This is a genomic window from Rodentibacter pneumotropicus DSM 21403, assembly GCF_000379905.1.
In the GTDB taxonomy this organism is placed as follows: Bacteria; Pseudomonadota; Gammaproteobacteria; order Enterobacterales; family Pasteurellaceae; genus Rodentibacter; species Rodentibacter pneumotropicus.
This window is the reverse complement of record NZ_KB904040.1, coordinates 1-26801: the sequence shown is the minus strand read 5'-3', so window position 1 is coordinate 26801 and position 26801 is coordinate 1. Positions and strand designations below refer to the sequence as shown.

At 38.4% G+C, this 26801-nt stretch carries 26 protein-coding genes and 2 pseudogenes; 19 read left to right on the top strand and 9 right to left on the bottom strand.

The genetic code is table 11. The annotated features are described in order from the left end of the window. Positions 1 to 45 precede the first annotated feature (45 nt). The 4 genes from A3GE_RS0100145 to A3GE_RS0100130 are packed head-to-tail and all read left to right on the top strand — an operon-like array spanning position 46 to position 4065. The gene (locus A3GE_RS0100145; RefSeq protein ID WP_045414868.1) at positions 46 to 1032 is read left to right on the top strand and encodes a RodZ domain-containing protein; all 987 of its coding nucleotides are present in this window, start codon (positions 46 to 48) and stop codon (positions 1030 to 1032) included. 12 nt (positions 1033 to 1044) lie between these two features. Then, positions 1045 to 2151, top strand: a complete 1107-nt coding sequence (ispG, locus tag A3GE_RS0100140; protein ID WP_018355257.1) for a flavodoxin-dependent (E)-4-hydroxy-3-methylbut-2-enyl-diphosphate synthase — start codon at positions 1045 to 1047, stop codon at positions 2149 to 2151. A 9-nt stretch (positions 2152 to 2160) separates the two neighbouring features. After that, complete coding sequence (hisS, locus tag A3GE_RS0100135) at positions 2161 to 3432, top strand: histidine--tRNA ligase (RefSeq protein WP_018355256.1); 1272 nt, start codon at positions 2161 to 2163, stop codon at positions 3430 to 3432. Between the two features lie 18 nt (positions 3433 to 3450). Beyond that, positions 3451 to 4065, top strand: a complete 615-nt coding sequence (locus tag A3GE_RS0100130; protein ID WP_018355255.1) for a YfgM family protein — start codon at positions 3451 to 3453, stop codon at positions 4063 to 4065. Between the two features lie 249 nt (positions 4066 to 4314). Here the strand turns inward: A3GE_RS0100130 and sodA are convergent, their stop codons facing one another. Further along, the gene (gene sodA, locus A3GE_RS0100125) at positions 4315 to 4962 is read right to left on the bottom strand and encodes a superoxide dismutase [Mn] (protein ID WP_018355254.1); all 648 of its coding nucleotides are present in this window, start codon (positions 4960 to 4962) and stop codon (positions 4315 to 4317) included. 294 nt (positions 4963 to 5256) lie between these two features. Here sodA and ccmA point away from each other — a divergent pair, with 294 nt between their 5' ends. The 12 genes and pseudogenes from ccmA to A3GE_RS0100065 all read left to right on the top strand — a co-directional run bounded on the left by ccmA (position 5257) and on the right by A3GE_RS0100065 (position 13371). Next, positions 5257 to 5895, top strand: coding sequence for a cytochrome c biogenesis heme-transporting ATPase CcmA (gene ccmA / locus A3GE_RS0100120; RefSeq protein ID WP_018355253.1), 639 nt, complete (start codon positions 5257 to 5259; stop codon positions 5893 to 5895). 4 nt (positions 5896 to 5899) lie between these two features. Next, positions 5900 to 6565, top strand: coding sequence for a heme exporter protein CcmB (ccmB, locus tag A3GE_RS0100115; protein WP_018355252.1), 666 nt, complete (start codon positions 5900 to 5902; stop codon positions 6563 to 6565). 57 nt (positions 6566 to 6622) lie between these two features. Continuing rightward, a complete protein-coding gene (locus A3GE_RS0100110) occupies positions 6623 to 7366 on the top strand; it encodes a heme ABC transporter permease (protein ID WP_018355251.1) in 744 nt (247 codons plus the stop codon). Between the two features lie 28 nt (positions 7367 to 7394). Beyond that, positions 7395 to 7601 carry a heme exporter protein CcmD gene (gene ccmD, locus A3GE_RS0100105; RefSeq protein ID WP_018355250.1) on the top strand — a complete coding sequence of 69 codons (207 nt, stop codon included), beginning with the start codon at positions 7395 to 7397 and terminating at the stop codon, positions 7599 to 7601. Beyond that, entirely contained in the window at positions 7598 to 8122 is a 525-nt protein-coding gene (gene ccmE, locus A3GE_RS0100100; RefSeq protein ID WP_018355249.1) for a cytochrome c maturation protein CcmE, read from the top strand. Before ccmD ends, ccmE begins: the two co-directional genes overlap by 4 nt. Further along, complete coding sequence (locus A3GE_RS0100095; RefSeq protein WP_018355248.1) at positions 8119 to 10065, top strand: heme lyase CcmF/NrfE family subunit; 1947 nt, start codon at positions 8119 to 8121, stop codon at positions 10063 to 10065. Before ccmE ends, A3GE_RS0100095 begins: the two co-directional genes overlap by 4 nt. A 130-nt stretch (positions 10066 to 10195) precedes the next feature. After that, the gene (locus A3GE_RS0100090) at positions 10196 to 10744 is read left to right on the top strand and encodes a DsbE family thiol:disulfide interchange protein (protein WP_018355247.1); all 549 of its coding nucleotides are present in this window, start codon (positions 10196 to 10198) and stop codon (positions 10742 to 10744) included. Then, positions 10741 to 11205 (top strand): cytochrome c-type biogenesis protein, encoded by a 465-nt coding sequence (locus tag A3GE_RS0100085; RefSeq protein ID WP_018355246.1) that lies wholly within the window; start codon positions 10741 to 10743, stop codon positions 11203 to 11205. The genes A3GE_RS0100090 and A3GE_RS0100085 overlap by 4 nt, the downstream gene beginning before the upstream one ends. Then, on the top strand, positions 11206 to 12123 hold the full coding sequence (ccmI, locus tag A3GE_RS0100080) for a c-type cytochrome biogenesis protein CcmI (protein ID WP_018355245.1): 918 nt from the start codon (positions 11206 to 11208) through the stop codon (positions 12121 to 12123). It begins immediately after the preceding gene. Between the two features lie 53 nt (positions 12124 to 12176). Next, a pseudogene (locus tag A3GE_RS11365) lies at positions 12177 to 12504 on the top strand (VOC family protein). Positions 12505 to 12520: 16 nt separating this feature from the next. After that, entirely contained in the window at positions 12521 to 13081 is a 561-nt protein-coding gene (locus tag A3GE_RS10880) for a DUF8095 domain-containing protein (RefSeq protein WP_018355243.1), read from the top strand. Then, positions 13078 to 13371: a hypothetical protein gene (locus A3GE_RS0100065; protein ID WP_018355242.1), complete on the top strand. Its 294-nt coding sequence runs from the start codon at positions 13078 to 13080 to the stop codon at positions 13369 to 13371. Before A3GE_RS10880 ends, A3GE_RS0100065 begins: the two co-directional genes overlap by 4 nt. A gap of 75 nt (positions 13372 to 13446) precedes the next feature. Here the strand turns inward: A3GE_RS0100065 and mglC are convergent, their stop codons facing one another. From mglC to A3GE_RS0100045, 4 genes are all read right to left on the bottom strand, one after another. Continuing rightward, positions 13447 to 14457 (bottom strand): galactose/methyl galactoside ABC transporter permease MglC, encoded by a 1011-nt coding sequence (gene mglC, locus A3GE_RS0100060; RefSeq protein WP_018355241.1) that lies wholly within the window; start codon positions 14455 to 14457, stop codon positions 13447 to 13449. A gap of 18 nt (positions 14458 to 14475) precedes the next feature. After that, complete coding sequence (mglA, locus tag A3GE_RS0100055) at positions 14476 to 15996, bottom strand: galactose/methyl galactoside ABC transporter ATP-binding protein MglA (RefSeq protein WP_018355240.1); 1521 nt, start codon at positions 15994 to 15996, stop codon at positions 14476 to 14478. A 68-nt stretch (positions 15997 to 16064) separates the two neighbouring features. Then, complete coding sequence (mglB, locus tag A3GE_RS0100050; protein ID WP_018355239.1) at positions 16065 to 17060, bottom strand: galactose/glucose ABC transporter substrate-binding protein MglB; 996 nt, start codon at positions 17058 to 17060, stop codon at positions 16065 to 16067. A gap of 178 nt (positions 17061 to 17238) precedes the next feature. Beyond that, a complete protein-coding gene (locus A3GE_RS0100045) occupies positions 17239 to 18240 on the bottom strand; it encodes a substrate-binding domain-containing protein (RefSeq protein WP_018355238.1) in 1002 nt (333 codons plus the stop codon). Between the two features lie 217 nt (positions 18241 to 18457). Here A3GE_RS0100045 and galT point away from each other — a divergent pair, with 217 nt between their 5' ends. The 3 genes from galT to galM all read left to right on the top strand — a co-directional run bounded on the left by galT (position 18458) and on the right by galM (position 21927). Next, positions 18458 to 19504: a galactose-1-phosphate uridylyltransferase gene (gene galT / locus A3GE_RS0100040; protein WP_018355237.1), complete on the top strand. Its 1047-nt coding sequence runs from the start codon at positions 18458 to 18460 to the stop codon at positions 19502 to 19504. A gap of 237 nt (positions 19505 to 19741) precedes the next feature. After that, entirely contained in the window at positions 19742 to 20896 is a 1155-nt protein-coding gene (gene galK, locus A3GE_RS0100035; RefSeq protein ID WP_018355236.1) for a galactokinase, read from the top strand. 8 nt (positions 20897 to 20904) lie between these two features. Then, positions 20905 to 21927 carry a galactose-1-epimerase gene (galM, locus tag A3GE_RS0100030; RefSeq protein ID WP_018355235.1) on the top strand — a complete coding sequence of 341 codons (1023 nt, stop codon included), beginning with the start codon at positions 20905 to 20907 and terminating at the stop codon, positions 21925 to 21927. Between the two features lie 152 nt (positions 21928 to 22079). Here galM and A3GE_RS0100025 read toward each other — a convergent pair whose 3' ends face one another. The 4 genes and pseudogenes from A3GE_RS0100025 to A3GE_RS0100010 form a co-directional block, all read right to left on the bottom strand. Then, on the bottom strand, positions 22080 to 22562 hold the full coding sequence (locus A3GE_RS0100025; protein WP_018355234.1) for a hypothetical protein: 483 nt from the start codon (positions 22560 to 22562) through the stop codon (positions 22080 to 22082). A gap of 28 nt (positions 22563 to 22590) precedes the next feature. Continuing rightward, positions 22591 to 23624, bottom strand: a pseudogene (locus A3GE_RS11360) (IS1595 family transposase). Positions 23625 to 23825: 201 nt separating this feature from the next. Continuing rightward, positions 23826 to 24875: a restriction endonuclease subunit S gene (locus tag A3GE_RS0100015; protein WP_018355233.1), complete on the bottom strand. Its 1050-nt coding sequence runs from the start codon at positions 24873 to 24875 to the stop codon at positions 23826 to 23828. Beyond that, positions 24868 to 26655: an HsdM family class I SAM-dependent methyltransferase gene (locus A3GE_RS0100010; protein WP_018355232.1), complete on the bottom strand. Its 1788-nt coding sequence runs from the start codon at positions 26653 to 26655 to the stop codon at positions 24868 to 24870. Before A3GE_RS0100010 ends, A3GE_RS0100015 begins: the two co-directional genes overlap by 8 nt. Between the last annotated feature and the right edge of the window lie 146 nt (positions 26656 to 26801).

The following is a 26801-nucleotide window of genomic DNA, read 5'->3' as shown; positions in this document are numbered from 1 at the left end:
TTTAAAATTCAGCCTTTAATTGTGTCTCATAAATTAATAAACATTATGAATGCTCAGGCTGAACAAATGGAAACGAAAACGCAAGCAGATCAACTGATATCTTTGGGGGATAGATTCCGTGAGGCCCGTGAAGCCTTAAATCTTTCTCTTGAAGATGTTTCTAAGAAAATTACATTACGTCCGGCGATTTTAGCTCAAATCGAAAATAATGAATTTATCCAAAAAAATGTGCCTGCGGCTTTCATGAAAGGGTATGTACGCAATTATGGGAAATTTTTGCGTTTACCTGAAAGCCTTTGGGCTGATCTCTCTTTTGGCGAAGATGAACAAAATGATTTAGGAAAAAATGCCCGCTCAACCCGTTCGGTAAATCAATATTCTTCTCACAGTCGTTCGGTAGGCTATTTAACCGCACTAGTGCTTTTGGTTGCGTTGAGTATGACTGGATTATGGTGGTGGCAAAACTATCAACAGTCTAATGAAGAGCGCGATACTTTAGTGCAAAGTTATGTTTCAAATACCGATACAGTCCAAATAGCACCTGAAAACTCACCGGTTTTACCGACAGAAATACAAACTTCTCAGCCTGTTCAGTTGGCTCAACCAGATGAGGCTCAAGCTAATAGTTCGGGTTCAATAGTTGAGGTAAAAGTAGGACAAGAAGTTGTTTCTGAACAGAATGTATTGCCTAAATCAATGACTTCCACTGAAGATACAACATTGAACGAAGTTGCTATTCCCGATATGCAAAGTGCAGTCGAAAATCCAACTGTTTCTCCGCCACCACCGGCTGCTCAAGGCGATTTAGTTGTGGAAGTATTAAAAAATACCAGTTGGTTAAGCGTAAAAGATAAGAATCGAAAAGTACTTGCTCAAAGAGAATATAAGCAAGGTGAAGTATTAACCTTCAACGGTAATGAGTTTTCATTGATTGTGGGAGCACCGGGTAATGTTCGTATTACTTATAAGGGGCAGGATTACCCTCTAAAAGTAGATGGGCGTGTCGCAAAATTCAGGCTTTCACAACCTTAATAAGGAATAGTAATGTCAGCTTTTCAACCGATAATTAAGCGTCGTGAATCGACTAAAATTTATGTGGGGAATGTCCCGATTGGCGGAGATGCACCAATTGCTGTGCAATCTATGACAAATACGCGTACTACGGATGTTGAATCTACGATTACTCAGATTAAATCTTTAGAGCGTGTAGGTGCTGATATCGTGCGTGTTTCCGTGCCGACTATGGATGCCGCTGAAGCTTTTAAAATTATTAAACAACAAGTTAATGTACCATTGGTCGCGGATATTCACTTTGATTACCGTATTGCATTGAAAGTCGCTGAGTATGGAGTGGACTGTCTGCGTATTAATCCCGGTAATATAGGGCGGGAGGATCGTATTCGTGCGGTAGTGGATTGTGCACGTGATAAAAATATCCCGATTCGCATTGGTGTTAATGCCGGTTCTTTAGAGAAAGATCTTCAAGAGAAATATGGTGAGCCCACCCCTGAAGCATTGCTTGAATCTGCATTGCGTCATGTAGAGATTTTAGATCGTCTTAACTTTGATCAATTTAAAGTGAGTGTGAAGGCATCCGATGTGTCTTTGGCGGTAGAATCTTATCGTTTATTGGCAAAAGCCATCAAACAGCCCTTACATCTAGGTATTACCGAAGCGGGGGGCGCTCGTGCTGGAGCTGTTAAATCAGCTATCGGTTTAGGAATGTTACTTGCCGAGGGAATAGGGGATACATTGCGTGTTTCACTGGCGGCAGATCCTGTAGAAGAGATCAAAGTCGGTTTTGATATTTTAAAATCATTGCGTATTCGTTCCCGAGGAATTAATTTTATTGCCTGCCCTACTTGCTCACGCCAAGAATTTGATGTGATCGGTACGGTGAATGCTTTGGAACAACGTCTTGAAGATATAATTACACCAATGGATGTCTCTATTATCGGCTGTGTCGTTAATGGACCTGGAGAGGCATTAGTCTCCGATATTGGGGTAACCGGCGGTAATAAGAAGAGCGGTTATTATATTAATGGAGAACGTCAAAAAGAGCGGTTTGATAATGAAGATATTATCAATCAATTAGAAGCAAAGATCCGTGCAAAGGTCGCATTGCAAGATCCAAAAAATCGTATTATTTAAGGAAAACTTGTGGCAAAAACAATTCAAGCAATTCGTGGAATGAATGATTGCTCTCCAACAGAATCCCCATTGTGGCAATGGGTTGAAATGCAAGTACGTGGAGTCCTAAACAGTTATGGATATTCTGAAGTACGTATGCCAATTGTTGAAAGTACACCGTTATTTGCTCGTGCTATCGGTGAAGTAACAGATGTTGTTTCAAAAGAAATGTACACATTTTGGGACAATGATGAACAATTAACCCTCCGTCCTGAAGGAACAGCAGGTTGTGTACGTGCAGCGATTGAACATGGTTGGATTTATAATAATGAACAGCGTTTGTGGTATATGGGACCGATGTTCCGCCATGAACGTCCGCAAAAAGGGCGCTATCGTCAGTTTCACCAAGCCGGTGTAGAGGTTTTTGGTATTACGAATCCGGAAATTGATGCCGAATTAATTATTCTAACGGCAAGACTTTGGAAAAAATTAGGCATTGATCAACATGTTTCTCTTCAACTAAACTCGATCGGTTCATTAGAAGCGAGAGCAAATTATCGTTCCGCCTTGGTCGCATTCCTGGAAAAATACCAAGAATTAATGAGCGAGGAAGAAAAAGAACGTTTAGTTAAGAATCCTCTACGTATTTTAGATACGAAAAATCAAGAATTACAAAAAGTATTAGATAATGCACCGAAATTGCTTGATTATTTGGATGATGAGAGCCGTGCGCATTTTGCTCAATTATGTGCTTTATTGGATGCGGTGGGGATCCAATATGAAATTAATCCAAAACTTGTACGTGGATTGGACTATTACAACAAAACCGTGTTTGAATGGGTAACTTCCGCATTAGGTGCGCAAGGTACAGTATGTGGTGGTGGTCGTTATGACGGCTTGGTTGAACAACTTGGCGGACATGCTACATCGGGCGTAGGATTTGCTATGGGATTGGAACGCTTGGTCTTATTGGTGCAAGAGGTTAATTCAAACATACCATTAAAAAGTGCGGCCGATATTTATGTGATTCATCAAGGGGAAAATACGACTTTGGCTGCCTTACAGCTTGCTGAGAAAATTCGTTCAGAATTACCGCACTTACGGGTTATGCAACATTGCTCAGGTGGTAATTTTAAAAAACAATTTAAGCGTGCAGATAAATCCGGTGCAGCTTTAGCCTTAGTTATTGGGGAAAGCGAAGTACAAAATAATCAGGTTGTAGTGAAACATTTACACGGTGGGGTTGAGCAACAGACTTTTGAAATGGGACAGGTCGTTGATTATATTCAGACTCAATTTTAATTTATAAAGGAAAAGAATATGGCATATTCTATTGAAGAAGAACAAGAGATTAATCAGTTAAAAGAATGGTGGAAAGAAAACGGCAAAACTATCATTGTCGCTTTTATTTTAGGTGTGAGTGGTATGTTTGGTTGGCGTTATTGGCAGACTTACCAAGCAAATCAAATTGCTGAGGCATCGGCAGGATATGATGCTTTGATTTACGCTGCCGAGCAAGACCCCGCTACTCAAAAAACGAAATTAGCAGAATTCGTCCAAGCGAATAGTAAAACCAGCTATGCAGTTTTTGCATTATTTGATGAAGCCAAAAATGCAGTGGCAAAACAAGATTTTGCGGGTGCCGAAGTCGCGTTACAGCAGGTTTTAACACAATCTCAAGATGAATTCTTAACATCACTCGCCGCATTGCGTTTAAGTGCCGTACAATTTCAGCTAGGTCAATTAGATAGTGCTTTATCAACGCTTGCACAAGTAAAGAGTACGGGATTTAATGCACGTAAAGTGCTGTTAGCCGGTGATATCCAATTGGCAAAAGGCGATACTGCAGCAGCAAAAAATAGTTTTGAGCAAGTGCTTCAAACGGGTAGCCCATTGGAACAGCAAGCAGCTCAAATGAAATTAAATAATCTTTAATATAAAGCGCCCAGAGGGCGTTTATTTTTTATGTGCTCTTTATTTCCACCACCTTCCTCCCCCTCATCCTTTGTTTCTCTATTGGTGTAGTGATGTATGCATTACCTCCAATAGGGAAATATTCCAAATTTCTCGGGAAGAATTCTATTTAGAAAAAATTTGGCGATGAATACCGCTGATATAAATCAAAAGTTAGACATTGGATATAAAAAATGCGGTCAATTTTGACCGCACTTTATATTTCATGGATTATTTTGCGTGATTACAATCGGCTGCTTTCTTTTCAAAACGCTCTGCAACATAATCCCAGTTTACAACATTCCAAAATTCTTTAATGTAGTCTGGACGACGATTTTGGAATTTTAAGTAGTAAGCGTGTTCCCAAACATCTAAGCCTAAAAGTGGGAAACCTTCACAACCTGCAATTTCTTTACCCATTAATGGATTATCTTGGTTTGCAGTGGAAACAACCGCTAATTTTCCTTCAGTAGTTAACACTAACCATGCCCAACCAGAACCAAAACGGGTTGCTGCAGCTTTTTCAAATTCAGCTTGAAAAGCTTCGACAGAACCAAAATCGCGTAAAATCGCATCTTTTAACGCACCTTGCAAAGTTGTACCTTTTTTCAAGGATTTCCAGAATAAACTGTGATTTGCATGACCGCCTGCATTATTGCGTAATATACCACGTTTTTCCGCCGGAAGTTTGTCAAGCTGAGAAATTAATTGACCGGCGCAAATTTCTGTAAATTCAGCCGGTAAGCCTTCCAATGCCGCATTTGCATTATTTACATAAGCTTGGTGATGTTTACTATGATGAATTTCCATCGTTTGAGCATCAAAGTGAGGTTCTAACGCGTCATAAGCGTAGCCTAATTCAGGTAGAGTGTAAGCCATAATCATTCCTTCTATAAAATGAGTTTTTATTTGAGTGCTAATCTGGCTATTCGCCAATAAAGAATATAAAAGCTTTAACCAAAAAGTACTAAATTCCAGATACTAGCAGAAAACTTGATTTAGATCATTAAATGTTTTCCCTTTTATAGAAATTGAGCATTTAAATGAAGCTTGTTCTAAATCAATAAAACCTACAATCTACTACCAAATGGTTAATCTTTTTGGCGAGTAAAATCTCGTGAAATTTTTCACTTATGATAGAATGACGCCAATTTAGTATTCGTGTTTTTCTTTATGTTTAAATCCCATAATCTATCTATTAAAGAGCTTGCTTGCCAACGCGGTGAGAGCTTGCTTTTTGGCGGTTTATCGCACAATTTTACGAGTGGTGATTTTGTGCAAATTGAGGGGCATAACGGCATTGGAAAAACCAGTTTATTACGTATTTTGGCTGGTCTTGCGCAACCGATAGCAGGAGAAGTACAGTGGAATTCTGAATCTATTTCTAAGCAACGGGAAATTTATTATCAGGATTTACTTTATTTAGGGCATTTTTCAGGTGTAAAGCCGGAACTAACAGCATTGGAGAATTTACAGTTCTATCAACGTATTAGCCAAGCAGAGCAGAGTGAGAACGCGCTTTGGAATGTCTTGGAAAAAATTGGACTTTTAGGGCGTGAAGATCTACCAGCAGCACAGCTTTCAGCAGGACAACAACGGCGTATTGCATTGGCAAGATTATGGCTATCGTATGCGCCCTTATGGATTTTAGACGAGCCTTTTACGGCGATTGATAAAAAAGGCGTGGAAATTTTGACCGCACTTTTTGATGAGCATGCAAAACAAGGTGGTATTGTATTAATAACAAGTCATCAAGATGTGCCAAGTATGCGTTTACAAAAACTTAATTTAGCACAGTATAAAGCGGAATAAATGAATGATTTTTCTAGAAATAATTAAACGTGAATTAAAAATTGCGATGCGTAAACGCTCAGAAATTTTAAATCCGCTATGGTTTTTTTTGATTGTCATTACGTTATTTCCACTTGTGATTGGACCTGATCCAAAATTACTTTCACGCATTGCACCGGGGATTGCTTGGGTGGCGGCTTTACTTTCAGCGTTGCTTTCTTTTGAACGTTTGTTCCGTGATGATTTTATTGACGGTTCGCTTGAGCAATTAATGCTAACCAAGCAACCTTTAGTATTAACGGCGTTGTCTAAAGTGATCGCTCATTGGCTTTTAACCGGTTTACCGTTGATTTTACTTTCACCGATTGCGGCATTGTTACTTTCTCTTGAAATACATCTTTGGTGGGCATTAGCACTCACCTTGCTTCTTGGCACGCCGGTGTTGAGTTGTATCGGTGCAATTGGTGTCGCATTAACGGTAGGATTACGCAAGGGCGGCGTACTACTCAGTTTGCTTGTGGTACCGTTGTTTATTCCCGTGCTGATTTTCGCATCCTCCGTACTTGATGCGGCAGGTTTGAATCTGCCTTATATGGGACAACTTGCGATTCTCGGTGCGATGATGGTAGGTGCAATCACGTTTTCGCCTTTTGCGGTGGCGGCGGCATTGCGTATTAGTTTGGATAATTAATTTGGCAACTGTACGAAAGTGCGGTTGTTTTTCTTTTGATTTTTGAGAGGCTTTTTTATGTGGAACTGGTTACATCCTTACGCTAAACCGGAAACCCAATATCGAATTTGCGGTAAATTGAGCCCAGTGTTCGCGCTATTGAGTTTGTTATTGTTAAGTGTCGGCATCGTGTGGGGCTTGGCTTATGCGCCTGCAGATTATCAACAGGGCAATAGTTTCAGAATCATGTATATACATGTGCCGACAGCGATTTGGTCAATGGGCGTGTATGGTTCAATGGCAATGGCGGCAGTGATCGCTTTGGTGTGGCAAATCAAACAAGCACATTTGGCAATGATTGCTATGGCACCTATTGGGGCATTATTCACCTTTCTCGCACTGATTACCGGTGCGATTTGGGGTAAACCAATGTGGGGAACTTGGTGGGTGTGGGATGCGCGTCTGACGGCTGAATTAATCCTCTTCTTTTTATATCTTGGTATCCTTGCTCTTTATTCCAGTTTTTCTGATCGGGCGATCGGTGCAAAAGCATCGGGCATTTTGTGTATTACCACAGTAGTCATTTTACCGATCATTCATTTTTCTGTGGAATGGTGGAATACGCTTCACCAAGGCGCAAGTATTACAAAATTTGAAAAACCGTCTATTGCCACGCCTATGTTAATCCCATTGATTTTATGTATCTTTGGTTTTTTAGCTTTATATATTTGGCTTACTCTTGTTCGTTATCGTGCGGAATTATTAAGAGAAGATGCAAAACGTCCGTGGGTGAAGGACTTGGCAAAGAATTGTAATAAATAGTTTTTAATATTTTTTAAGGGGAATAAAAATGTTTTTCCAAACTTGGAGTGATTTTTTTGATATGGGGGGCTACGGTTTTTATGTATGGCTCTCTTATGGCATTAGTTTGGTAGCGATTGTTGCGCTGATCATACAAAGTTTCAAACAACATAAAACTATTTTACAAAATGTGTTGCGTGAAACCCAACGTGAAGCACGCTTACAACAAGCTAACAATAAAGGAAATACACTATGAATCCTAGACGTAAATCCAGACTTAAATTAGTTGTTTTTGTTGTAGTTGGTATTGCGATTGCAAGTAGCTTGGTACTGTATGCGTTGCGTCAGAATATTGATTTATTCTATACCCCATCGGAAGTGATTTTGGGTAAAGATAATAACCCGAATCAAAAACCGGAAGTCGGTCAGCGTATCCGCGTTGGTGGAATGGTGGTTGAAGGTACGGTAGAACGTGATCCTAAAAGTTTGAAAGTACGGTTTGATTTAAACGATATCGGACCTGCCATTACCGTAGAATATGAAGGGATTTTGCCCGATCTTTTCCGTGAGGGACAGGGTATTGTTGCACAAGGTGTATTAACCGAACCGACGGTATTGACTGCCACTGAAGTGCTGGCCAAGCACGATGAAAACTATGTACCGCCTGAATTAGGCGAAAAAATGCAAAAAGTACATAAACCGATGGGTGTAGATGAGGCGGATTTGAAAGGTGAAAGTATGCGTGATCGTCAAGAAAAACAAGAAGGCAGCAAATGATCGCTGAAATTGGAAATTATGCGCTTGCTTTGAGTCTTGCCGTGTCGTTAATGCTCGCAATTTTTCCATTATGGGGGGCTGAGAAGGGGAATACCCAATTAATGGTGTTGGCTCGACCAATGACTTATGGATTGTTTGTTAGTCTAACCATTGCTTTTGTTGCGCTATTTTATTTATTTGCCGTCAATGATTTCAGTGTGCAATATGTAGTGAATAATTCTAACAGTACCCTGCCGATTTATTATCGTTTGTCTGCTGTTTGGGGATCACATGAAGGTTCATTATTGCTTTGGATTTGGCTGCTTGCCCTTTGGTCTGTGGCAGTGGCATTGTTAAGTAAACATTTACCTCAAGAAGCTGCGGCGAGAGTCCTTGGAATTATGGGAATTATTAGCGTGGGTTTCGTATTATTTGTTTTATTTACGTCAAACCCATTCACACGCACCTTCCCTGATTTTCCTGTGGATGGAAAAGAACTTAACCCGATGTTGCAAGATGTAGGATTGATTTTCCACCCGCCGTTACTTTATATGGGATATGTCGGTTTCTCTGTCGCTTTCGCCTTTGCGATTGCTTCTTTAATGACCGGTAAACTTGATTCCGCTTGGGCTCGTTGGTCTCGACCTTGGACCCTTGCCGCATGGGTATTCTTAACGCTTGGTATCGTACTCGGTTCTTGGTGGGCATATTATGAACTCGGTTGGGGCGGCTGGTGGTTCTGGGATCCTGTTGAAAACTCCTCCTTTATGCCTTGGTTAGCCGGTACAGCCCTGATTCATTCTCTTTCGGTAACAGAAAAACGCGGTTCATTTAAAGCTTGGACGGTACTCCTCGCGATTTTAGCTTTTTCCCTTTGTTTACTCGGTACATTCCTAGTGCGCTCGGGAATTTTAGTCTCTGTTCATGCTTTTGCTTCCGATCCGACACGCGGTTTGTATATTTTGGCGTATCTTGTTATTGTCATTGGCGGCTCCCTTGCTCTTTATGCCTATAAGGGAAGCCAAATTCGCTCACGTGATAATGCCGAACGTTATTCCCGTGAAAGTATGCTGTTGTTAAATAATATTCTATTAATGACCGCACTTTGCGTGGTGTTCTTAGGCACATTGCTACCCTTGGTGCATAAGCAGTTGGGGTTGGGAACAATTTCAATTGGTGCACCGTTTTTTGATCAAATGTTCTTGATTATTATGACACCGTTTGCCCTATTGCTTGGTATCGGACCGTTAGTAAAATGGCGACGGGATCAATTCTCAGCAATTCGAACACCTGTGATAATCAGTGTTCTTATCATGCTGATTGCAGGGGTTGTTTTACCTTATATCTTGCAAGATAAGATTACAGTAAGCGCCGTTCTTGGTTCAATGATGACGATCATCATCCTGTTACTCGCACTTTACGAATTGCAGCAACGGGCAACTTATCGTGAATCATTTTTTGTCGGCGTGCGTAAATTGTCCCGCTCCCATTGGGGAATGTTATTTGCACACTTAGGCGTGGCAATGACGGTATGGGGCATTGCTTTTAGCCAAAATTTTAGTGTGGAACGTGATGTACGGATGCAGGTGGGGGATAGCGCGCAAATCGGTCGTTACGATTTCAAATTTGTCGGTGTCAGTGATGCTAATGGTCCCAACTATATTGGTGGTAAAGCGCAAATTGATATTACAAAAGATGGAGAACCGGAAGCGACTTTGTTCGCTGAAAAACGTTTTTACACAGTGAGTCGTATGTCCATGACAGAAGCCGCTATCGATGGTAGTTTAACGCGAGATTTATATGTGGCACTCGGTGAAAAACTTGATGATAATTCGTGGGCATTGCGTTTGTATTATAAGCCTTTTATCCGCTGGATTTGGATTGGAGGCGTATTTATGGCATTAGGCGGTTTGTTGTGTATGTTCGACAGACGTTATCGGTTTAATAAATTATTAAAAAAATAATTTATTTCCAATAACGGTCTTTTTTAATCTTCCTTAAGAAAGCGGAAACCCTTGGAAAGGATGGCGTAATTAACCTTTTCTCGTTAGCCTTTTCAATAAGAAACGGTATTTACTTAAAAGAGCAGTAGAAATGAAAAAAAAATTATTGATTCCCCTTGTCTTCTTTTCAGCAGTGGTGATTGCCTTTTTAGTGCAGCTCCACCGTAATGCTCAAGGTGAAGATATTAAAGCCTTGGAATCTGCATTGGTTGGAAAACCGATCCCGATGAAAACCTTGACGGAACTCTTTGAAAATAAGAGCTATGACAAGGAATTATTCCGCCAAGGTAAACCGATTCTGCTGAATGTATGGGCAACTTGGTGTCCAACCTGTTACGCAGAACATCAATACTTAAATAAACTTGCGCAACAAGGCGTGAGTATTATTGGGTTGAACTATAAAGATGATTCGGCAAAAGCAATAAAGTGGTTAAAGGATTTAGGTAATCCCTATCAAGTTGTGTTGAAAGATGAGAAAGGATCTTTTGGTTTAGATTTGGGGGTATATGGTGCGCCGGAAACCTTTATTGTGGATGGTAAGGGCATTATTCATTATCGTTTAGCTGGAGATGTAAACGAAAAAGTGTGGTTGGAAACCTTGAAACCGATTTATGACAAACTCGCGGAGCAACCACAATGAAAAAATTAGGGCTTTTTTTAACCGCACTTTTATTTAGCTCAGTGGCATTTTCCGCCATTGATGCTATGAGCTTTGGTTCGCAACAGCAAGAAAGTGATTACCACCAGCTTACGCAGTCTTTGCGTTGTCCGCAATGTCAGAATAATAATATTGCGGATTCTAATGCAACGATTGCAGTAGATATGCGTAACAAAGTATTTGAGTTACTACAAGAAGGGAAGTCAAAAAATGATGTCGTAGAATATATGGTGGCGCGTTATGGTAATTTTGTGACCTATGATCCACCAATGACGGCGAGTACCTTAATTCTATGGATTGCCCCATTATTTCTCATATTATTTGGCATTTTTTTCCTACTACAACGAAAACCGAAAAAGCAAAGTGCGGTCAAAAACGACGCCGTTTTAACGGAAGAAGAAAATGCACGTTTAGCGGAATTACTAAATCAAAAGGATAAATAGATGAGTTTTGCATTAAGTTTAGTCGCAATTACCTTGTTGGTGGCGTTAATTTGTTTTTATCCTTTGTTGTGCCGAGTTAAAACAAAAAATGAGCAAAAACGTGATGAATTGAATAAAGCGCTCTATTTTTCACGCTTGCAAGAAATCGAACAGGATGATGCGCAAGGGTTGGTAGAAAATGTAGAATTGCTTAAACAAGAATTACAGAAAACCTTGTTGGATGATGTCCCCCATCAGGAAGAAAAAAACATCCAAAGTGAAAAGTCTTACGGCAAAATTTGGTTTGCTTCAGGGGTGTTAGCAATCGGGATTATTGCAGGGACAAGTTACTTTATGGTTGGATCTTGGCAGGCAGAATCAATGTTAGAGCAGACTTATGCAAAATTGCCTTATTTTTATGATCGAATGAAAGAAGAAGAGACGAATCCTCTTTCTGATAGTGAAATGCAACAATTTTCTACCGCTCTTCGTATAGATTTGCAGAAAAATCCACAGGATGCCAAAAAATGGTGGCTACTAGGTCAAATTGGAATGAATTTAGGTGATGCCCGTTTAGCATTCGACAGCTATCAAAAAGCAAATAAACTTGAGCCTGATAATTTGCAATATAAGTTGGGCTATGCCCGTGTATTAATGTTTTCAGAAGACACGACGGATAAACTAAAAGGCAGTGATTTATTACGCGAAGTTATCCGCAAAGATCATAGCAATATTGAGGCATTAAGTTTATTGGCATTTCGTTATTTTGAAATGGAAGATTATAAAATGGCGGCAGTAACTTGGGCGATGATGTTACGTTTAATGCCGAAAGATGATGAGCGGGTAGCATTAATTGAAAAAAGTATTCGTGCAGCACGAGACGCGTTAGAAATTCAAGAACAGGAAAAATCAAAAAGTATTACACCAGAAAAAAATTAATCATATTTGAAATTGAAGGTCTTCATCACGTTGAGATTATTGTTTCAGATTGCATGAGTTCTAAGCAATTTTATATAGAAATTTTAGGTGCGAATGATTGTTGAAACTTATCGGGTTGAACGTGGCGGTTATAAATTCGATTTAGAATTTCCTGATGGGAGTAAAATTGAACTTTTCTCTTTTCCAAATTCACCTAAAAGGCTAAATTATTCGGAGGCTTGTGGTTTACGACATTTGGCGTTAAAGTGAGAGATATGGAATCTTGTATCTCCTATTTAGCTAATAGGGGTGTTTCCTGTGAATTTATAATATACTAAAATGCAGTATACTTTCTGCAAGGATTCTGATGGTTTACCTATAGAATTCTATCAAACTTATTAATAATATGAGGAGGAGCATGAAATATTATACTAATCTCTTATGTTTTTCTATATTATCTTTCTTACCTTTATCATTCTTTGTCAGTGCCAAAACGATTGTTGGTGGGCAGGGAGAGGCTGATCAGGAAAACTTAATCCGCTATATTGATAGTAAAGAACAGCGCATTTTAGATCCGAGCACTTCAACACAAGATGCAAAAAATTTAGCCAATAGTGTTGAGTTTGAGGTATATATAATAAATGAAGATTTTTCTTCCAGGAGTGTTTTTGTATCAGGTGAGGGAGTATGTAATGGTTTTGAGGGCGATAATGGGGTAGATTTTACAAATTCTACGAATAATTACCTCAGTCCGAGTGATGATAGCCAATATTATGGTGGAATTATTGGGGCTTCGCTTTATCGACAAGATGAGCCTAAAAATGTGCAGTATATGCCTGTTTACGTCATTAATAACCCTCAATTAGAGAAGGAAATTCGTGAGCGGGAAGAAAGTCAAACAAAGCAAACTATTAAAGATAAAGTGGATAGCAATAAACAACTTTTAGATAAAATGGTCTGTAAAAAGGGTAAAAGATGAAAAAATTATTAATGATATGTTCAGCATTATTTCTTGTCGCTTGTAATTCTCAACCACCCGCACAGCAGGATTCGGGGATTTATGATATGAAAACAGTTCAAGAATATCAGGCTCGTGTAGCCAGTGGTAACACGGTAACTGCCGAACAAAAAGCGAGAGCGGCAAAGGATATTTCCGATCCGATTAAAATGAATGCGAGTGATAACCGGAGTAAGGTTATTTATCAAAGAACACCGGTTATTGTGCCAAGTATTGGATTTGGTTATTACAGAGGTTATCATCATTGGTAATGAAAAGTAGTTTTTTTACTTCAGTTTAAAAATAAACCGCACCTAAAAAGTGCGGTTTATTTTTTCATTGTTTTGTTATTTTTTCTTCGCGTATTTTAAGGAGTCTATTGCAACAGCTAAAATAATGATACTGCCTTTGATGATATATTGCCAATAAGGGTTTACGCCGATATAAGTTAAACCATAGTTAATTACGGTAAAGATGATAACACCGGTAACTACACCAATTACTGTACCCACACCTCCGGCGAAGGATACACCACCAACTACACAGGCTGCAATGGCATCCAATTCGTACATAAAGCCCAAGTTATTGGTTGCAGAACCGATTCGACCGGCTTCTAACATACCACCGAAAGCATAGAACATTCCCGCAATGATATAAATAATGACAAGATTACGTGCAACGTTTACACCGGATACCCTTGCGGCTTCTGGGTTTCCACCGATAGCAAAGATGTTTTTACCGAAACGGGTTTTATTCCACATTATCCACACTAAAAATGAAGCAATGGCTGCGTAAATCGTGATATATGAAAGTTTAAAGCTTCCGATTCGGAAGAATCCTTGTGCGAATGTAGAAAAGTTTTCATTAAAACCGGCGATAGGTGAACCACCGACTGCATCATAATAAAGGGAGTTGAAACCATAAACGATGATCATTGTTCCCATAGTGGCAATAAATGGCGTGACGTTTAGATAGGCAATAACCAAGCCATTAACTAAGCCAATAACAGCGCCTACGGCACAAACTGCTAGGATTACAACAGGAATTGGGATTTCACCTAAATCAGGGAAAACACGATTCATATTTTCCATAGACTGTAACATCGTTGCAGAAATTACAGCGGCTAAACCAACCTGACGACCGGCAGATAGGTCAGTGCCTTGGGTCACCAATAATCCCGCCACACCCAAGGCGATAATTAAACGCACGGAGGATTGGGTGAGAATATTACTAAAATTGATAAGATTTAAGAAAGTTGGATCTTGTGCAATGATAATACCGAGTAAAATTAGTAGCACAAAATAGATTGCATTTTGTTTTAAAAGATCAAAGGATTTATTTTTTTCTAAGGCACTCATAACTCGTTCCTTTTGTTGTTATAAATATTTCGCTGCCAACTGCAAAATTTCTTCTTGGGAAGTTTTTGCCGTCTCCACAATGCCTGCAACCCGACCGTTACTCATCACGAGAATCCGATCGGTTGTCCCTAATAACTCCGGCATCTCAGAGGAAATCATAATGATACCTTTGTCTTTTTTGGCAAGTTCTTGAATAAGCTGGTAAATTTCAAATTTAGCACCGATATCAATACCACGTGTCGGTTCATCAAGCATCAAAATTTCAGGTTGGGTAAGTAACCAGCGACCAATGATAACTTTTTGTTGATTACCACCGGAAAGAGAGCCAATCGTGGTTTTGTGTGAAGGTGTTTTCACATTCATAGAGTCAATTACCCATTGGGTATCGCTACGCATTTTTTTATTACTAAGTAATTTCCAAGGCGTAAGGTAGGATTTCATATTTGAAATCAAAGAATTGAATTCAATACTTAGATTGGAATAAATCCCTGTGGTGCGGCGTTCTTCGGTGACGAGGGCAAAACCGTTATTAATTGCTTCAAGTGCGGTTCGATTTTTGACAATTTTATCGTGTAATTTAATTGTACCGGTTTTGAGCTCTCGTACCCCGAAAATGGCTTCGACAATATCTGTACGTTTTGCACCGACTAAGCCTGCGATACCTAAAATTTCACCTTTACGTAATTCAAAAGAAATGTCTTGAATGGAAGGTTGGTTCACGGCGGTTAAATGTTCGACTTTAAGCACAACCTCTTTTGGGAGGTTCGTTTTTTCAGGGAAACGCTGAGTAAGTTCTCGTCCTACCATCATTGAAACAATTTGTTCCATACTGGAGGTTTTTACCGGTACGGTATTGATCCACTTTCCATCGCGTAAAATAGTAATTTCATCACAAATTTTGAAAATTTCATCCATTTTGTGGGAAATATAAATAATGCCACATCCCCGATCTTTTAGTTGTTGAATAATTTTAAACAGATGCTCTACTTCTTTTTCAGAGAGTGAGGAGGTGGGTTCATCCATAATGACGATTTTGGCATCATAAGAGAAGGCTTTCGCAATTTCGATCATCTGCATTTGAGAAACAGAAAGTTTTGCGACTTTTTCTTTTGGATTGATATTAATATCCAATTCATCAAAAATAGCTTTGGTATCACGGTACATTTTTGCGTGATCGACAAATGGCCCTTTTAGCGGATAACGCCCAAGCCAAAGGTTATCCATAACACTGGTCTGGCGTACGAGATTGAGTTCTTGGTGCACCATAGAAATACCGTTTTCCAGGGCTTCTTTTGATGTTTTAAAATTGACGGGTTTACCTAAGAAAAGAATCTCACCTTCATCTTTAGCGTAAATGCCGAACAAACATTTTAACAATGTGGATTTTCCCGCCCCATTTTCTCCCATTAAGGCATGAACAGAATGAGAGCGAACGGTTAAGTTTGCGTTATCTAAGGCTTTTACACCCGGAAAGGATTTACTGACATTGGTCATCGTAAGCAGCACTTCGCTACTTTGACTTAAATCTTGAATTGTCATATCCAACCTCATTTGGAATAGGGGAAGTAGCAATACTTCCCCTAAAGGTTACATCATTGATATTAGTGTTATTTTAAGAATTCACCTAAATTATCTTTATCTATACCGATATAGGGGATACGAACAACACGATCTTTTAATTCCCATTTGGTGCCTTCATTAGCGGTTTTACCTTGAGCAAGATTATTGGCTAATTGAACAACCGCTTTACCTTGATTTACGCCATCATTTAATACCGTACCTGCTAGCTCCCCTTTCTTGATAAGTTGTAATGCTTCAGGTAACGCATCTACACCGAAAATCGGTAATTTTTTACCGTGAGCTTTTACTGCTTCCAGTGCACCTAACGCCATACCATCGTTGTTCGAGATAATTACTTCAATATTATTGGCTTTAGAGCTGGATAACCAAGCATCCACTTTGTCTTTTGCCATTGCGGCATCCCACATACCGGTATCAATGAATAATTGTTCGGTTTGAATACCCTGTTTATTTAACTCATCAATCACATATTTTGTACGGGCTTCCGCATCAGGATGACCCGGTTCGCCTTTGAGTAATACAAATTGGATTTTACCGTCTTTGTTTAAATCAAATTCAGGTGTTGCTTTCCATTGTTTTGCAATTAAGTTACCTTGGATAATTCCCGATTCTTTTGGATCTGTACCGACATAGTAAGCCTGCTCATAGCTACCGAGTGCTTTTGCCCCGGGATCTTTATTGAAGAATACCACAGGGATATTATCCGGTTTAGCTTTACCAATAATGGTTGGTGCAGCAGCTGGGTCCACTAAGTTGATTGCAAGCGCTTTCACACCTTTAGAAAGTAATACATCAACTTGGTCGTTTTGGATCGATTGAGCATTTTGGGAGTCGTTCATTAATAACTCAATGTCTTGTAATGTTTTCGCTTCTTTATTAATCTCTTTACGCATTAATGACATAAAATTGTCATCATATTTATAAATGGTGACACCAATACGGTTATTAGCTGCGTAGCTTGCTGTAACAGAGCCTAAACCTACTGCTAAAGCGATTGCACTTAATACTGCTGTTTTTTTCATAAAACACTCCTAATTGGAAGGTTGATGTGAATAAAGAGGGCGACACTGTATGCTATTATCACAAATGTCATAATTCTTTTGGAATAATACTTATCAAATCCTTGTAAGTCTGTGATCAAACTCACATAAATGAAAACGATTACAAAACAATGTTGATATTTGTGATCTTGATCACGTTTTAATTTGCCTGTTCTACTGAAAAACGACGGACCAATGTTGGGTTAAACTGAATAGTTGCAGGAGTTGAAATATTTTCATCAACTAGGCTTAAGGCCAAATTGGCAGCATAAGTTGCCATTAGATCAATGGGATAGCGTATTGTTGTTAGTTTAGGTATTAAATAACGTGCAATTGGCATGTCATCAAACCCGATAATGGAAAATTGACTTGGTATTTTGATATTGTTTTCATTTAGTACAGAAATTGCACCGGCAGCCATGGAATCATTGTAAGCAACAACGGCGGTTAAATCTTTATTGTAACTGAGTAAATCAATCATTGCCTGTTCTCCTCCTTCAAAATCTGGAGAGTTGTGTACGATTGCATGTTTGACGATGGGATAATTGTGCGTTTTTAGGGCTTCCAGATAGCCGGTTTGACGCTCAACTTCATCAAAAATAGCATGATTCGAACCGATATAAGCAATATTTTTATGCCCGCATTGAATGAGCATTTCTGTCGCAATATAAGTGCCTTTTTGATTATCCAAGCTTACACAACGATTTTCATAACCTTTAATAACACGATTAATCACCACCATTCCTTTCACTTTATTGAGGTAATCTTTAAGTTCTTCATCGGAGAGCGCTTTAGAATGGACAACCAAACAGCTGCAACGTTTACGTAATAACGTATTAATTGCTTCACGTTCTTTTTCTGCATGATGATAACCAATACCGATTAAAATCGTTTTATTATGGGATTCGGCCACTTTATCTACAGCTTTCACTAAAATAGCAAAAAAAGAATCCGTTACATCTGTTACCACTACACCAATCGTATCGGTATTTTGTATGGCAAGTGCCTGTGCATTGGCATTAGGCTGATAACTTAACTGAGAGATCGCATTTTGTACGGAAAGACGGGTTTTTTTACTGACTGACGGATGGTTATTTAACACACGAGATACTGTTGCAACGGAAACCTTAGCGATCGTTGCAACATCATGAATCGTACTCATAATATGCCCTCTTTCTTCTTAACTTATCACTACCCATCATAATAACTTAGTATAATATTGAAAACGTTTACTTTTTAAATTTGTAATATAGATCACAAAAAAATCCCTTAAAATTCTAATTTTGTGATATGGATCACGGTTTATTGTTCGGAAGTTAGGTATCTTACAACATCAATAAAATGTAACCGATTACAAATTAATAGATTAAGGGATATACATGAGTGATAGATTATTTGAGCCAACGGAACATCCGCACCGTCGTTATAATCCGTTAATTGATCAATGGGTCTTGGTTTCACCGCATCGGGCCAAACGTCCATGGCAGGGGCAGCAAGAAAAAGTCGTAGAAGAGCAGAAACCAAGCCATGATCCGAATTGTTATCTTTGCCCACGCAATAAACGTATTACAGGGGAGCAAAATCCTGATTACTGTAAACCCTATGTATTCAAAAATGATTTTTCTGCACTTCTAGAGGATACTCCCGCACCGGAAAAATCAAATGATCCGCTTTTTCAAAGCTCACAGGCTTGTGGAGAGAGTAGAGTAATTTGTTTTTCACCGGATCATAGCAAAACTTTACCATTATTGACCGCACTTGAAATTGAAGAAGTAATTAAAGTTTGGCAAATGCAACTTCGGGAACTTGGGGTAAAATATCAATGGGTGCAGATTTTTGAAAATAAGGGAGCGGCGATGGGCTGTTCCAATCCTCATCCCCATGGACAAATTTGGGCAAACAGTTTCTTACCAAATGAAGTAGCCGGTGAAGATAAAAACCAGCGTCGTTATTGGCAAAAATACGGTTCTGTTATGTTGTTGGATTATGTAAAGCGTGAGCTTGAATTAAAAGAGCGGATTGTGGTGGAAACCGAATGTTGGGTGGCTCTCGTGCCTTATTGGGCAGTGTGGCCTTTTGAAACTTTGCTGTTACCAAAAACACATATTAAACGTTTAACGGAACTCAGCGAATCACAAGCCAAAGATTTAGCTTTAATTCTGAAAAAACTGACCACAAAATACGATAATTTATTTGAAACTTCCTTCCCCTATTCGATGGGATTTCATGCTGCTCCTTTTAATGGTGAAGAAAATGAACACTGGCTGCTCCATGCGCATTTTTACCCACCGCTTTTACGATCTGCCACGGTACGAAAATTTATGGTGGGGTATGAAATGCTTGGTGAAAGCCAACGTGATTTGACCGCAGAGCAGGCTGCAGACAGATTGAGAGCGTTGAGCGAGATGCATTACACAATGCGATAGGATTAAAAAAACACGGTGAAAAATAACCGCACTTTATTTCAACAAATAGCGATAACAGGTATAGATGGAGAGTAAATATGAAGGAATTATTTTTATCTTCATCGAAGATGCGGCACAGAAAATAATTGATACTTACTCTCTACTTTGCCGTTATCTCCTATCAGTAATAATGAAGCATTACTTGTACGTGATAATCAAGTCACTCTCAAATCCCTATAATAATGAAGGATATATTTAATGACACCAATAGAAAAATCCCAATACATTTTCACTCAGAAATTAGATACAGAACCCACACTCACTGTTTACGCCCCGGGCCGTGTGAATATTATTGGGGAACATACGGATTACAATGAAGGCTTTGTCATGCCCTGTGCGATAAACTTTGGCACGGCGGTGAGCGGTAAAAAACGTGATGATCATATTTGGTACGTTTATGCGGCTGATTTGGATGAAACCGATGAATTTTCCCTTGTTAAAAGAATCGAAAAAAGCCCCCATAAATGGGCGAATTATGTGCGTGGCGTAGTGAAATTTGTTCAAGAGCGTTGTCCGGATTTTAAACAGGGGGCGGATCTTGTCATTTCGGGTAACGTACCGCTTTCTTCCGGTTTAAGTTCATCAGCATCGCTTGAAGTAGCAGTGGGAAAATTTTGTCAGCAATTAGGCGATTTAGTCATTTCTCATATTGATATTGCGCTCAATGGTCAAAAAGCCGAAAATCAATTTGTCGGTGCGAATTGTGGCAATATGGATCAGCTTATTTCTGCACTCGGACAAAAAGATCATCTTCTAATGATAGACTGCCGAAGCCTTGAAACAACACCGACACCGGTACCGGATGACATTGCTGTGATTATCGTTAATTCTAATGTACCTCACGATTTAGTCACAGGCGAATACAATACTCGCCGTCAGCAATGTGAAAAAGCTGCGGCATTTTTCGGTGTGAAAGCGCTACGTGATGTATCCGTATCTCAATTTAAAGAAAAAGAGGCGGAATTGACCGCACTTGATCCGATTGTGGCAAAACGTGCCCGTCACGTTGTGACTGAAAATCAGCGAGTATTGGATGCCGTAGATGCGCTAACACGCAACGATTTAATTCGTTTGGGTGAGTTAATGGAGCAATCCCATGATTCAATGCGTGATGATTTTGAAATTACCGTGCCACAAATTGATTATTTAGTAGAATTAGTACAGTTGGCTATTGGTAAACAGGGGGGCACAAGAATGACGGGGGGCGGTTTTGGCGGTTGTATCGTTGCCCTTGCGCCACAGGATAAAGTCGATGCTGTGCGTAAAATAATTGCAGATAATTATGAAAAAACTACCGGATTAAAAGAAACTTTCTATGTGTGTCAGGCTTCACCGGGTGTACGAGTGATTTAAGGAAAACTATGTTAGAAAAAACAGCATTCAATGCCCCTGATGGTAAACCTTATCAGCTTGTCTCTTTGCAAAATGAAAAAGGAATGTGTATTAAATTGATGGATTGGGGGGCAACTTGGATTTCCTGTCAAGTCCCGGTAAACGGTGAATTGCGAGAAGTCTTGTTGGGTTGCAAAGTAGAAGATTATCCGAATCAGAATGCCTATTTGGGGGCGAGTGTAGGGCGTTATGCTAACCGCATTGCAAACGCACAGTTCGAATTAAACGGAGAAATAATTCAACTGGAAGCCAATCAAGGGCTGCATCAACTTCACGGTGGGAAAGGTTTTGATCAACGTCGTTGGATGATTGAAAAGTGCGGTGAAAATTTTGTCTGTTTTTCATTGAATTCTGCTGACGGGGAGCAGGGGTTTCCCGGAAATGTAAACGTAACCGTGATTTACACACTCACAGACGATAATGCTGTCAAAATTGAATATGAAGGTTTGAGTGATAAAGATACTGCACTGAATTTGACCAATCATGCCTATTTTAATTTAGAAAATGCCGAACAAGGTACAGATATACGAGAACATCGTTTACGTTTGAACGCAGATTTTTATTTGCCGGTAAATAGTGATGGCATTCCTAATTCTCCGCTTAAACATGTGGTAGGAACAAGTTTTGATTTTCGACTGACTAAGCAGATTAAACAAGATTTTTTGCAAGGCGGTCAGAGCCTGACTAAAGGTTATGATCATTCTTTTATCGTGAATAAAGCATGGCAAAAACCTTGTGTCTTGTTGAGCTCTCCAAATGGGGATTTAAGTCTTGAAGTGCGAACCTCCCAAGCCGCGTTGCAGGTTTATACGGGAAATTATCTTGCCGGCACACCAGCCCGAGATGGGGGGAAATATGCCGATTTTTCCGGAATTGCATTAGAGACACAATGTTTACCGGATACGCCGAATCACCCCGAATGGCAAAATTATGGCGGGATTCAAAAAGCCAATGAGCGGTATTATCAGTGGACGGAGTTTAAGTTTTTATAGGAAAAGTGCGGTAAAAATAAGAGTATTTTTCGGTATTATGTAGCAGTTGCACAAAGACCAAAATTTAAACAATACCATATAAAAATGCCCTTATTTCGATAAGGGCATTATTTTTTATAAATGTATTTTACAGAATTCTACTTATTTTTCCATTACTCACTTTTCCGTTTTCTTCTAAACAGTCTTTCTCGTTGCTCCTCTAGTAGCATTTGTTCCATCATTGCAGGGTAAGCCTGTTCGCAGAGAGCAACGTATTCAGGTTGAGTGAGGTGTTCTCTAATTTTTGTCGGGCAACGTAGATAGATTTTATCTTCTGCAAAACTACTAATAATAGAAAGCATCTGATAAGGTTTCCCTTCTTCGGTTTCAAACACTTCATCGGTAAATTGCATTTCAAATATCGCCACGACTATCTGATTATTAGCGATTTCATAGGCTCCATAAAATATCAATGGATTACGGGGTAAAGTACTGACTTCTTTCGCAAGGTCTCGCAAATTGTGATAGAACAACAGATAGGCATCATCTTTTACGTTTGAATACATCTGAGCCAGTTCTCGCATAAAAGTTTTGAATGTTTCATAGTCCATCTTTTTTAAATCCACGTTAAGTGGAGTGTGTGTCATGGTTTCCATTATTGCTCCTTGTGTTGCTTTAAATTGTTTAGGCTACGGCTAAATATTGGTTATTGTTTGAGGCTTCCAAACATAAACTTTCCAATCCAAATTTTGCCGTAGGTTTCTTATTTCCCTGCCAGTAGCCAGTTAAATCTCGTGAAGGTCTGGCTTTCAAACAGCGTTTTAGTACGTTGTCGAATTTGTCTTTATCTGACTGGTAACGAAAATCCTCACGCCATGCGGTTTCATTCGCATAGTGCATCATGTAATTATTTCCCATCTTATGATACACACCCATAATCATTCTTCTAAATCGTGCAAAGAAGGATTCAGCTAGGTTATTGGTGGTGCCGTCAATCGAGCAATATTCTTGCGAATGGTTTACGCGACATAAGTCATAGTGAAATGCCAAGCCATCATAAGCAGGATTTTCATCAGCACAAATTGTAGATTTTGGTGCGACTAAGCGATGTGTTAAAGCAAGCATATCATCAGCATTTTCCTCTTTAACTAATGCAACGAGAGTGCGGTCGGCTCCTTTTATTATTTCCTGATTTGCAGCTTGTTGACGGAAAACCATAACGCAGGATTTATCTTTACGTTGGTGACATCTCTTACGTCTATCAATTCGCTTATGTTTAAAATTTTTTGGGCGAAGGTAGTTATTCACATAACAACCATCAATATGAATAATGCCCATGATGTTTTATATTGCACGCCAATATAACGAGATAAGTTAAGAGCAGAAATCCCTTTACTATTGATAGTGAAATAATAAACCGATAATAGTAGCTTTTTTAGGGAAAGTTTAGTGTGCTGAAAAATCGTACCACTTTTTACAGAAAAACGATGTTGGCAATGTTTGCACTGCCATTGCTTACGAGAAGAAATAAAATAGGCTTTATGCTCAATCTGACAACGAGGACATTGAACAGTATGAAAACAATGAGAATTTCCCCAACGAGCATTTTTAAGAAGAATGAGTATTTCGGTATCAGATAAATCGTAAATAGCTAACGCAGAGAGATTGCGAAGTGCAGAAAGTAAGAGAGGTGATGTTTTTTTCTTGTTGTTTTTCATCTTTTCGTTCAACGTACATAATCAAGCTCCAACTTATTGTTTTATAGTCAATAAGTCATGTTTCTCTTGCTAAATTGGTTGAACGAATTAAATATGAAAAAGCAAACGAGAAGATTTGCCTAAAGTAGGCAGTATTTTAGATCGAAACTTGATCGATTTGCAAGAATAAAAAGCAATCCCGAAAGGGATTGCTTATATATTTTAAAGTAGCTGTTGTAAACTATTATTTTGTTGCTGAAATAAACAGCTTATATAGTCTTCCATATATTTCCAATCTGGAGTATTTTGATTAGTTATGGGTAGGGAAATATTTTCTTTTCTAAGTAAGTCTGGAAATAGTCCATTATTATATGAATATTTATGAGTAATAGTATTCAAACAAGCTACCAAGAACAAACAAGTGTTTTTAGATAAATAACTTGTGTCTATATAATAAATATCCCTACCTGAGACAAATTCTTTCTCTTGGTAGAAAAAAACGGTATTTTCTGCTCCAAATGAAATAACGCCTGATATTGTAGGTTGCATTTCTGATGTCTTAATAATATTGCATTTTATTCCATTGTTAAATTTTGTTCTCACAACATAAGGGATGCTATCAGATTCATTTTGCAAATTACATTCTTGAACATTTTTTGAGTGGATAACTTCAGGTTTTTTAATTTCAAATAATTCACCAATTTGAAAAGTTCCCCACTTTGTTATGTCTACACGTTTTGTTGTTGGTTTTCCTACATAGTTTACAACGGTAGAAATACCACCTCTCTTTATAAAATATAACCGCTTAATGTAGTTCTCCATATATTCCCAGTCTGGTTGATTGTTCGCCGTAGCTGGTAATTTTATTTTTTCTTGTTTAATTGAATTAGAACTTCCCATATCATTATATTCATAAAGTCTACTTAATGTTTTTCTTAAAATTGTACTTATAAACATACCATTTTTTTCATTAAGATTATCGTTATATAGCAAAATGATTGAGCTTCCCCCTCCTCCACGACCAAGAAAATCTGTTGGTTGATAAAAACAACTACCATCAACAGGACTAATCGTTATACAATTACCTCTATCTAAACATTCATCACTGAAAGGTGTAACAAATTTATCAATACCATTATTAAAATTGCCTGATGACACAAAAGGTACTGAGCCATCTTCATATTGTTTAATACTCCGACTATCAGGGCGTTTAATCTCAAATAATTTGCCAATAACAAACTCTTTCCAACCTGAAATATCTAATTTATTCATTGCTTTTCCCTTTTAGGTTTAATACGAGCTTATTATTTTCGATCTCTGATTGGTATAAAACTTTATTGAGCAGATTATCATTAAAGGTTTTCACATCAATACCATCTTCAAATAAGATATAGTCTAAGATGACTTTTTTGAAATCTTCTTCAAAGATCTCAAATTCTTTTTGTGGTTTTTGATATGATAAACATTCGAGTGGATCTAACCATTGATGTGTTTTGTATTTTTCGTCTTTTTTCATCAATACTACATCTAGCCAATAGCGTTCAATCTCAGCCCAGCGATTTTTAATGTCGTGTCGCCCTTGGTTTTTCACTCGCTCCAAGCCGTCATCTTCCATATAGCAAGCAAAAACTTTTCGTTTATTCTGCGGTTTGCCTGCTTCAAACACAAAAATGCTGGTGGTAACGCCTGCATCGAATAGATTTTCAGGTAATTTAATAATACTCTCTAGAGTATGTTTTTTGAGCAAATTGCTCATTTTGTCTTTTTCCAGTTTTTTATCAGGTAAGATAAAGGCGCATTTTGTCCCTACTGGCACATTTTCAAGTACATTTTCTACAATTTTTTTACAACCATATTTACGCTCATACGGAGGGTTCATCAATACTTTAGTTATTGGTTTGGATTTTATCCATTCACAAGCTTGTGTTTCTCTTGTATCTAGCTGCTCTAGGTTGGTTTTTCCGTCTTTATGAATGAGCATATTGGCACAGGCTAACGCGAAAATTTCTCTGTCAAACTCTATACCGAATAACTGATCTTTCTTGATATTTTCTGCTTCAATAGTATTTATACCACCCACTTCTTTAATCATATTTGCCATTGCTTTCACTAAAAATCCGCCACTACCACAGGTGGCATCTAGCACTTTATCGTTATGGCTAACTCCGATTAAGTCATACATAAAAGAGGTAATATGCTCAGGGGTAAATACTTGCCCACTCTCAGATTTTTTCTTATAGCGGTTAAACTCATTAAAGAAAATCCCCATTACATCTTCGCCATTCCAATTATTGGAATTAACAGAATGGGAAATATCAATCACGCTATCAATAAAAGAATTGATGTCATCTTGGTTTTCCACGACATTCATTCTAATTTCGCTATATACTTCAAGCAAAATATCAATTTTTAGATTTTGCCTGCGATGTTCCTGCAATGACTTAGCTAATGTATCGTAAATTTTATTACGAAATGGCTCATAACCGTTATTTTTAATTGCACCTAAATTACCGCCAAATCGCTCTACCACTAATGCGGATGCAGTAAAAATCATTCGATGATACAAATTTTTAATACCGAATTTGAAGTGTAATAAATCATTAATTTTTTTAGTTAAAGAATAGATTTTATTTTTGTCTATGCTGTTATCTTTAAATAGATCTATATAGTATTGTTTATCTTGAAGAGTTTTAGCTGTATTGATTAGTTCTTTATTTTTATATACATCAACATTATAGCCATTATAGAGAATACCAATAATCTTTTTATATTTACTTGAAATAATGTCTATATTAGAAAATAATTCATCAATCCATTTTTCTTTTTTAATGTCTTCGTTACTATTTTTTGTTTCAAGAATTATTGCGACATCATTAGAATTACTAGGTAAATACCATCCATCAGGCTTTTTATCTGATTTAAAACCGAGTTGTTTGAATGTCGTAAGTTGCCCGACTCCAATCCCTAAAGTTGTAGATTTTAAATTATGGTCAAAACCAAGAATTTTTCCTGCTTCATCTCTAACAATATCTTCAGTTTTAAAAATAGCCATTAACAACCTCCCCAAATAAATTTGCAAGGTTGATATTTAGATAATAAGCTACTTGTAGGCTTGTAGGCTTGTAGGCTTGTAGGCTTGTAGGCTTGTAGGCTTGTAGGCTTGTAGGCTTGTAGGCTTGTAGGCTTGTAGGCTTGTAG